This is a genomic window from Thiocapsa sp., assembly GCF_022340925.1.
GTDB lineage: Bacteria > Pseudomonadota > Gammaproteobacteria > Chromatiales > Chromatiaceae > Thiocapsa.
Window position 1 is genome coordinate 57,552 of sequence record NZ_JAJDNA010000003.1, and the last position, 9,553, is coordinate 67,104.

General features: G+C 65.1%; 6 protein-coding genes. All 6 read left to right on the forward strand.

What is annotated here, in order from left to right:
- Positions 1–183 precede the first annotated feature (183 nt).
- Positions 184–2,577, forward strand: a complete 2,394-nt coding sequence (locus tag LJE61_RS00340; RefSeq protein ID WP_296917062.1) for a phosphoketolase family protein — start codon at positions 184–186, stop codon at positions 2,575–2,577.
- A 150-nt stretch (positions 2,578–2,727) separates the two neighbouring features.
- Positions 2,728–5,223 carry a glycogen/starch/alpha-glucan phosphorylase gene (locus LJE61_RS00345; protein ID WP_296917064.1) on the forward strand — a complete coding sequence of 832 codons (2,496 nt, stop codon included), beginning with the start codon at positions 2,728–2,730 and terminating at the stop codon, positions 5,221–5,223.
- Between the two features lie 447 nt (positions 5,224–5,670).
- On the forward strand, positions 5,671–6,102 hold the full coding sequence (locus LJE61_RS00350) for a PIN domain-containing protein (protein WP_296910964.1): 432 nt from the start codon (positions 5,671–5,673) through the stop codon (positions 6,100–6,102).
- Positions 6,103–6,397: 295 nt separating this feature from the next.
- Positions 6,398–6,598, forward strand: a complete 201-nt coding sequence (locus LJE61_RS00355; protein WP_296910962.1) for a hypothetical protein — start codon at positions 6,398–6,400, stop codon at positions 6,596–6,598.
- Between the two features lie 57 nt (positions 6,599–6,655).
- On the forward strand, positions 6,656–9,403 hold the full coding sequence (locus LJE61_RS00360) for an ATP-binding protein (RefSeq protein ID WP_296917066.1): 2,748 nt from the start codon (positions 6,656–6,658) through the stop codon (positions 9,401–9,403).
- A partial coding sequence (locus tag LJE61_RS15255; RefSeq protein WP_367114890.1) for a response regulator occupies positions 9,396–9,553 on the forward strand: 158 nt, incomplete at its 3' end. The genes LJE61_RS00360 and LJE61_RS15255, both read left to right, overlap by 8 nt.

A 9,553-nucleotide genomic window follows, 5' to 3' on the forward strand; every position in this document is an offset into this window, starting at 1 on the left:
AACCGGACGAAGCGGTTTCCCGCCTACTCCGTTTTTTCGCCTAAGCGCCCGAAACTGGAGGAGCGTCCGTTCCATCCGAGGCGGAACGCATCCGGGGCAATGGTACGCCTCGACGTAACAGCACCTTCATCGAACGATCCTAGTATCGAGCCGACTTCCCCAAAGGCAACAGAGGAGACGGTCATGAACGACGCAGTCCGCACACTCGAGAGCAACGCAACTCCCCTCTCACCCGACCTGCTCGCCAAGCTCGACGCCTACTGGCGAGCCTGCAACTATCTCGCCGTCGGCATGATCTATCTGCGCGACAACCCCCTTCTGAGGGAGCCGCTGAAGGAGGAGCACCTCAAGAGCCGCCTGCTGGGTCATTGGGGCGCCAGTCCCGGGCTGTCCTTCATGTACGTGCACCTCAACCGCATCATCGTCGAGCACCAACAGGAGGCGATCTTCCTCGCCGGTCCCGGACACGGCGCCCCTGGCGTGCTGGCTCCCGTCTATCTGGAAGGGACCTACTCCGAGATGTATCCCAACAAGAGCGAGGATGAGGAAGGCATGCGGGCCTTCTTCAAACAGTTCTCCTTCCCCGGCGGGATCGGCTCGCACTGCACCCCCGAGACACCCGGCTCGATCCACGAGGGCGGCGAGCTGGGGTATTCGATCTCGCACGCCTTCGGCGCGGCCTTCGACAACCCGGACCTCCTGGTCGCGGTGGCAGTCGGCGACGGCGAGGCGGAGACCGGGCCGCTCGCCACCTCCTGGCATTCGAGCAAGTTTCTGAATCCCATCCGCGACGGCGCCGTGCTGCCGATCCTGCATCTCAACGGCTACAAGATCAACAACCCGACGCTGCTCTCGCGCATCCCCAACGCGGAGCTGGCGAGCCTCTTCCGCGGCTACGGCTGGACGCCCCATTTCGTCGAGGGCGACGAGCCCCTGGTCCTGCATCAGACCATGGCCGCGACCCTGGACGCCTGCTACCAACAGATCCGCACCTTCCAGCAAGCGGCCCGCGACAGCGGACAGGCCACCCGCTGCCACTGGCCGATGATCGTGCTGCGCACCCCCAAGGGCTGGACCGGGCCGGCACAGGTGGATGGGCACAAGGTCGAGGGTTTCTGGCGCGCCCACCAGGTCCCGCTCTCCGGGATGCATCACAACCCGGCCCATCTCAAGCAGCTCGAGGACTGGATGAAGCGCTACAAGCCCGAGGAGCTGTTCGACGAGAACGGCCGGCTGGTCCCCGAGCTCAAGGCCTTGGCCCCCAAGGGGACCCTGCGCATGAGCGCCAATCCGCACGCCAACGGGGGGCTCTTGCGCCGCGCCCTGCGCATGCCCGACTTCCGCGACTATGCCCAGGACGTCCCCGAGCCCGGCAAGCTCCGCGCCATGAATACCAAGCCGGTGGGCGCCCTGCTGCGCGACATCATGGCGAAGAACATGAACAACTTCCGTGTCTTCGGCCCGGACGAGAACACCTCCAACAAGCTGGATGCCGTCTACGAGGTCAGTAAGAAGCTCTGGCTGTGCGAGTACAAACCGGAGGATGCCGACGGCGGGGAGCTGGCCCCGGACGGGCGGGTGCTGGAGATGCTCTCGGAGCACACCCTGGAGGGCTGGTACGAAGGCTATGTCCTGACAGGCCGTCACGGCTTCTTCGCCACCTACGAGGCCTTCGTCCACGTCATCGACAGCATGTACAACCAGCATGCGAAATGGCTGGCGATCTGCGAGGAGATCCCCTGGCGCGCGCGCATCTCCTCGCTCAACCTGCTCATCACCTCCACCGTCTGGCGCCAGGACCACAACGGCTTCACCCATCAGGACCCGGGATTCCTCGACGTGGTGGTCAACAAGAACCCTGAGGTCACCCGTATCTATCTGCCGCCGGACGTCAACACCCTCTTGTCCACCGTCGACCACTGCCTGCAGAGTCGCGACGACATCAACGTGATCGTGGCCGACAAGCAGAACCACCTCCAGTACCTGGACATGGACGCCGCGATCAAGCACTGCACCAAAGGGATTGGGATCTGGGAGTGGGCGAGCAACGATCAGGGAGCCGAGCCCGACGCGGTCCTGGTCGGCTGCGGCGACATCCCCACCAAGGAGGCGCTGGCGGCCACCGCGCTGCTGCGCGAGCACTTCGACGACATCCGGATCCGCTTCATCAACGTGGTGGATCTCTTCAAGCTGCAACCCGCCGGCGAGCATCCGCATGGGCTCAGCGACGCGGATTTCGACAGCCTCTTCACCAAGGATCGGCCCGTCATCTTCAACTTCCACGGCTACCCCTGGCTGATCCATCGCCTGGCTTACCGGCGCACCAACCATGCCCATCTGCATGTGCGCGGCTACAAGGAAAAGGGCAACATCAACACGCCCCTGGAGTTGGCCATCGAGAACGAGATCGACCGCTTCAGCCTCGCGATCGACGTCATCAACCGCGTGCCGCGGCTGCAGGTCGCCGGCGCACATGTGAAGGAGCGGCTGCGCGATCTGCAGATCGAGTGCCGAAACTATGCCCATGAGCACGGCGTCGACAAGCCCGAGGCCGATGAATGGACGTGGCCCTTTTGAGATCCGGCAGCACCGATCGGGGGTGCGTTCGCGCCGTGATGTGGCGCGGCGCGCCAAGCCGCCGTGTGTGCCTTCGCGCATCCGATTGACGGATTTCGAAACGGGCGTGTAGCTTGTGCCCACCCGATACCGTGCCGACGAGGCGCCAGCATGAACACCGAGGTGGCCCCGAGGATCCAGCCCCAGAGACACGAGCATACCCGCACCGGCATGTCGAAGGCGTCTCTGAAGCAGGCCTACATCGACAATCTGTTCTACATCCAGGGGCGGTTTCGTGAGGTGGCCACGGGACATGACCTTTACATGGCGGCCGCCTTCACCGTGCGCGACCGCATCCTGGAACGCTGGGTCAAATCGGCCCAGATCTACAAGACCTCCCATGCGCGCACGGTCTGCTATCTCTCGGCCGAGTATCTGCTAGGTCCGCATCTGGCCAACAATCTGGTCAATCTCGGCATCACCGAGGTCGCCCGCGAGGCGGGCGAGGAATTGGACCTCGACTTCAACGCGATCATGGAGGAGGAGGAGGAGCCTGGACTGGGTAACGGCGGACTCGGTCGCCTGGCCGCCTGCTATATGGACTCACTGGCCACGGTACAGATCCCCGCGATCGGCTATGGGATCCGCTACGAATTCGGCATCTTTGACCAGGTCATCGAGGACGGCTGGCAGGTCGAGCGCAGCGACACCTGGCTGAGGAACGGCAATCCCTGGGAGATCCCGAGACCGAAGATCGGCTTCCCGGTGCTCTACGGCGGCCGCACCGAGCGGACCCGTGACAATCAGGGCCGACCGACCGTGCGCTGGGTGCCGGACCTGGTCGTCAACGGCGTCGCCTACGACACACCGATCCTTGGCTACGGGGTCGGAAACGTGAACCTCCTGCGCCTATGGAAATCAGAAGCCCCGGAATCCTTTGATTTCCAGGCCTTCAATGTCGGCGACTATTACGGTGCGGTCCACGCCAAGATCGAGGCGGAGACCCTCTCCAAGGTGCTCTACCCCAACGACGAGCCCGAGGCCGGCAAGGAGCTGCGGCTGAAACAGCAGTATTTCTTCGTGTCCTGCTCGCTCCAGGACATGATCCGACTGCATCTCAACACCGTCGGACCACTCGAGACCTTCCACGAGAAATTCGTCGCCCAGCTCAACGACACGCATCCGGCCATCGCCGTGGCGGAGCTCATGCGCCTCTTCGTGGACGAGCACGGCATGTCCTGGGACGCGGCCTGGGCGATCGCCCGCCAGACCTTCTGTTACACCAACCACACGTTGCTCCCGGAAGCGCTGGAGACCTGGTCGGTCGCCCTCTTCGAGCGTCTGTTGCCGCGCCATCTCGAGATCATCTACGAGATCAATCAGCGGTTCCTCGACGAGGTGCGCGTGCGCTTCCTCGGCGACGAGGAGCGGGTCGCCCGGATGTCTCTCATTGCCGAGGGCGGGATGCGGCGGATCCGGATGGCAAACCTGGCGGTGGTGGGAAGCCTGGCGGTCAACGGCGTCGCCGCCCTGCACTCGGAGCTCGTCAAGACCACGCTTTTTCAAGACTTTCATGACATGTGGCCCGAGCGCTTCCACAACATCACCAACGGTGTGACCCCGCGCCGTTTCATCGCCGTCAGCAACCCGCGTCTCGCGCGCCTGATTACCGAGACCTGTGGACATGACCGCTGGGCGCGCGACCTCGAGTGCCTGCGCGAGCTCGAGTCGCACGCCGACGACCCCGGGTTGCAGGAGCGCTGGCGCCAGGCGAAGAGCGCGGCCAAACGGGACCTGGCGGTCTGGCTCATGCGCAACACCGGCGTCCTGCTCGACCCGGACGCGATGTACGACGTCCAGGCGAAGCGCCTGCACGAGTACAAGCGTCAGCACCTCAACGTCCTTCATATCATCCGGGTCTATCAGCGGTTGAAGCAGAACCCGAACCTGGGCATGGTCCCGAGGGCCTTTATCTTCGGCGGCAAGGCGGCCCCGGGCTATTACATGGCCAAGCTCGTTATCAAGCTGATCAATGCCGTCGCCGAGGTCATCAACAACGACCCGCAGGTCAACGGTTACATCCGGGTTGCCTTCATGCCCAACTTCAACGTCAAGAACGGTCAGCGCCTCTATCCCGCCGCCGACCTTTCGGAGCAGATCTCTCTCGCCGGCAAAGAGGCATCCGGCACCGGAAACATGAAGTTCTCGATGAACGGCGCCCTCACCGTCGGGACCCTCGACGGCGCCAACATCGAGATCCGCGACGAGGTGGGGCCGGAGAATTTCTTCCTGTTCGGCATGACGGCGGACGAGGTCCGCCGGAGGCAGGCCGAAGGCTATCGGCCCTGGGACACCTATCAGCGTGACCCCGAGCTCAAGTCCGACATTGACCTCATCACCTCCGGACTCTTCTCGCACGGCGACACCAGTCTCTTTCGCCCCTTGACCGATCAGCTGATCAACCACGACCCCTTCATGGTCCTTGCCGACTACCGCTCGTACCTCGAGTGCCAGGATCGCATCAGCGAGGTCTACAGTCGGCGTGCCGCGTGGGACAGGATGTCGATCCTGAACGTCGCCCGGATCGGGCGCTTCTCATCGGACCGATCGGTCCGGGAATACGCGGAGAAGATCTGGAATATCAAGCCCCTGCCGATCGCGCTCTAGGACCGCGCCGGGCAGGAGGCCAGGGCATCTTCAGTCGCCATCAGCGTCCGAAGACGAAGGCGAACGGAGGTCGCGTCTTCGCCTTCCATGCCGATCATCGCAATGCATGGCAATCGATCAGCTCATCCCGGTGCGGCTGACGGGGTCCGACTTGGTTCAACTTCGGCCGTCAGCGTCTCATTCAAACCATAAAGGCCGGCTGACCTCGGGTTTCGGCGTCCGTCCCTGCCGGCCGAACACCTGACCGGCCATCGCTTGAGATCACTGCGGTAAACGCCAGAGGCATTCTTTTTCAGAGACTTCCGTCGGGTGGCAGGCGGATCGACGGCGCAGCGCGCCGTCTGCCCTCTCATGGCACGGCGATCGCATAGTGTCAAAAGGGAACCAAAAGGTCCGATCGCCTGCGCACGGCCCGGTCTCCCAACATAAAGAAGCAGGAGCCGACGCATGACCGCACGCCCAGATGCACTCTTCGACATTACCGTGTTGATCGACGCGCTCCTCAATGAGCAGGAGTCGGACAACCCATCGAGCGCGATTCTCGCCCTCGCCGCCGAGCGGCGAGTCAAGGGCTATGTGTGCGCGGCGGCAATCGAGCCGCTTCACGACCAACTCGCACGGGATCGGGGCCGAGCCTATGCGAGGGCATCCCTCCAGCGGATCTGCGCGGTCCTGACCATCGCCCCGGTGGACGCCGCCGTGATCGACGCAGCCATCGCGCTCGGCTGGCCCGATCTCGATGATGCCCTGACATACCAGAGCGCCCGAATGATCGGACTCGAGCGCGTCATCACGCTTAACGCACCCGACTTTGCCGATGCGTCCTTGGCCGTGCAGGCGCCGGCGGAGTTCCTGCAGGCCTTGCCCACGCGGTATTGAGCCGATCTCGAGCCCCCGACAGGGATCCTCAGCCCACGCCGTCAGCCAGAATGCCGACGGACCTGCCGGGTTGGCGGTGCGCACCTAGGAGCCGTGACCGTCGAAATGCCTCGGGAGATCCCCAGGACCAGCGACGACGATCGCTGCAGGCTGAAGAGGGACGCACGGTCGACGCCCTACTCCGAGCACTCGCTGGCCGCACGCTCGCGGTCCAGCGTCACGCACGGGGCCGAACCCGCAGGCCGCTTCAACCTCTATACTCTCCGGCGATGCCCCGGCGATCCCAACCGATACCATGCCCTGTTCAACCCTGGTTAGACAACGCCTGTTGCTCCTCTTCCTGGCAGGGATGCTCTTGCTCTTCTCGCCATTCGTCCTGCAGATCGAGGCGCTCGGGCGCTCGCTCGGCGTCCCGGTGCTCGTCTTCTATCTCTTCGCGACCTGGGCGGTCCTGATCGGGGTCGCCGCTTGGCTCGTCTCTCGCGCCGGTGAATGATGCGTGCGATCGCTGATCCGGCCATGGCCGTGACGCGCCGATCATGAGGATCGGCGGATGATCCATGCCCCCCTGATCATCGGCATCTCATTCGCGTATGTTGGACTCCTCTTCGCGGTTGCCCACTGGGCAGAAGGCCGCGCGGCGCGCGGCCGCTCTGTCATCGCCCACCCGACCGTCTATGCGCTCTCGCTCGCCGTGTACTGCACCGCCTGGACCTTCTATGGAAGCGTCGGGCGGGCCACCGAGAACGGACTCGGCTTCCTCCCGATCTATCTCGGTCCAACCCTGATGGCCTTCCTCTGGGGCTCGTTCCTGCTCAAGATGGTCAGAGTCAGCAAGGCCGAGCGCATCACCTCCATCGCCGACTTCATCGCCTCCCGGTACGGCAAGAGCCAAGCCCTCGGGGGGCTGGTCACGGTCATCGCGGTGATCGGCCTCGTGCCCTATGTCGCGCTGCAGCTCAAGGCCATCGACTGGAGTTTCAGCATCCTCATGGCTTACCCGCAGGTGCGGATGCCGCCGGCCGGGGGCAAGCCCTTCTGGGGGGACACCGCCTTCATCGCCGCCCTGTTCCTAGCGGCCTTCGCGATCCTCTTCGGCACCCGGCACCTGGACGCGAGCGAGCGCCATGAAGGACTGGTCGCGGCGATCGCCTTCGAGTCCCTTGTCAAGCTCCTGGCCTTCCTCGCGATCGGACTCTTCGTCACCCTCTCAGTGCTCGGTCTGGGCGGGACCCCACTGCCGCCGATCGGCGAGACCCCACCACTGCGCCCCCTCCTGGAGCCCGGCATCGCACCCCTGCGCGATTGGGTTGCGATCTCCCTGCTCGCCGGGCTGGCGGTCGTCCTGCTGCCGCGCCAGTTCCAGGTCGCGGTCGTCGAGAACAGCGACGAGCGTCATATCCGCCGCGCCATCTGGCTCTTCCCGCTCTACCTGCTCCTGATCAACGTCTTCGTGGTCCCGGTCGCCGTCGCCGGTCTCCTGACCTTCCCGGACGGAACGGTGAATGCCGATACCTTCATGCTGACCTTGCCGATCGCCTTCGAGCAGCCCTGGCTGGCACTCCTCGTCTATATCGGGGGCCTCTCGGCCGCCACCGGTATGGTGATCGTCGAGACCATCGCGCTCTCCACCATGGTCAGCAACGACCTCGTCCTCCCGGTGCTCCTGCGTCGCTGGCGCCGCCGTCCGCCCCCCGCGGACCTCGGCCGGCTTCTGCTCAGGATCCGTCGCGGCGCGATCGTCGTCATCCTCCTGCTCGGCTATCTCTACTATTCGCTTGCGGGGGAAGCCTATGCACTGGTGAGCATCGGCCTCATCAGCTTCGTTGCCGTGGCGCAGCTGGCACCCACCGTCATCGGCGGCCTTTACTGGTACGGAGGGACGCGCGAGGGCGCCCTGTCCGGGCTGCTGGCCGGCTTCCTGGTCTGGATCTACACCCTGCTGCTGCCCTCGTTCGCCAAGTCGGGGTGGCTCCCGCGGGCCTTCATGGAGTCGGGGCCCGGGGGTCTCGACATCCTGGCCCCGCTCGGCTTGTTCGGACTCGCGGGCTGGAACGAGATCACCCACGGCCTGTTCTGGAGCCTGACGGCGAACATCGGCATCTTCCTCCTGGTCTCCTCGCTCCGCGCGCCCAACGCGACGGAGGCATCCCAGGCCCGCACCTACGTCGACGCATTGCGCCGCAGCGCGGGCGCACGGGCGCCCCTGTGGCGCGGTCGTGCCGAGGTCGCCGAGCTCATGTCCCTGACGGAGCGCTTCCTCGGACCCTCCCGAACCCGCACGGCGTTTATGGACTACGCCGACGGGCGTGGGTTGGACTCGACGGACGGCCTGCCGGCCGACGCAGAGACCGTCTATTTCGTGGAGACCCTCCTCTCCGGAGCGATCGGCGGGGCGTCGGCAAGGCTGATGGTCGCCTCCGTGACCCAAGAGGAGACCCTCGGGGTCGACGAGGTTCTGGATATCCTCGACGAGGCGTCTCAGATCCGTGCCTACAGCCGTGAGCTGGAGCAGAAGTCCCATGCCCTGGAGACCGCGACCGCAGAGCTGCGCGCGGCCAACCTGCGCCTGCAGGAGCTCGATCGCATGAAGGATGATTTCATGTCGTCCGTGACCCATGAGCTGCGCACACCGCTCGCCTCCATTCGCGCCTTCGCCGAGATCCTCAACGACGACCCCAGGCTCGATCTCGCCCAGCGCCGCCGCTTCCTCGGCATCCTGGTCAGCGAGACCGAGCGGCTCTCGCGGCTGGTCAACCAGGTCCTCGACCTGGCCAAGATCGAATCCGGCCGCGCCGACTGGCGCAGCGATGCGGTGGAGCTGCAGGCGCTGATCCAGCAGGCGGTCGCGGCGACCGAGCGTTACCTCGATGACCGGGGGTGCCATGTCCGTCTCGACCTCCCGGACCGATCCGCCATCGTCGGGGGCGACCGCGACCGGATCGTGCAGGTCATGGTGAACCTGCTCTCCAACGCGGCCAAGTTCGCGCCGCAGGGCGCGGGAGAGGTTCGGGTGCGCCTGTCACGCGGCTCTGACGGCTGGCGTGTCTGCGTCTCTGACAACGGCCCGGGCATTCCGGAGAGCGATCTGGAGCGCGTCTTCGAGAAATTTCACCAGACGGCGCGCGCCGGTGCCAGACCCGGCGGAACCGGGTTGGGTCTGCCGATCAGCCGTCAGATCATCGACAACCTGGGGGGCCGGATCTGGGCGGATAGCGCCCTTGGAAAAGGTGCTAGGATCTGTTTCGAGCTGCCCGCCCATCCGGCGCATTCAACGGAGCAAGGGCCTGAGCATGAGTAAGCGGATCCTGATCGTCGACGACGAGCCCAACATCGTCATCTCGCTCGAGTTCCTGATGATGCGGGAGGGCCACCAGGTGCGCGTGGCCCGCGACGGCGAAGCCGGCCTGGCGGCCGTGCGGACCCACCGGCCGGACCTGGTCGTGCTCGA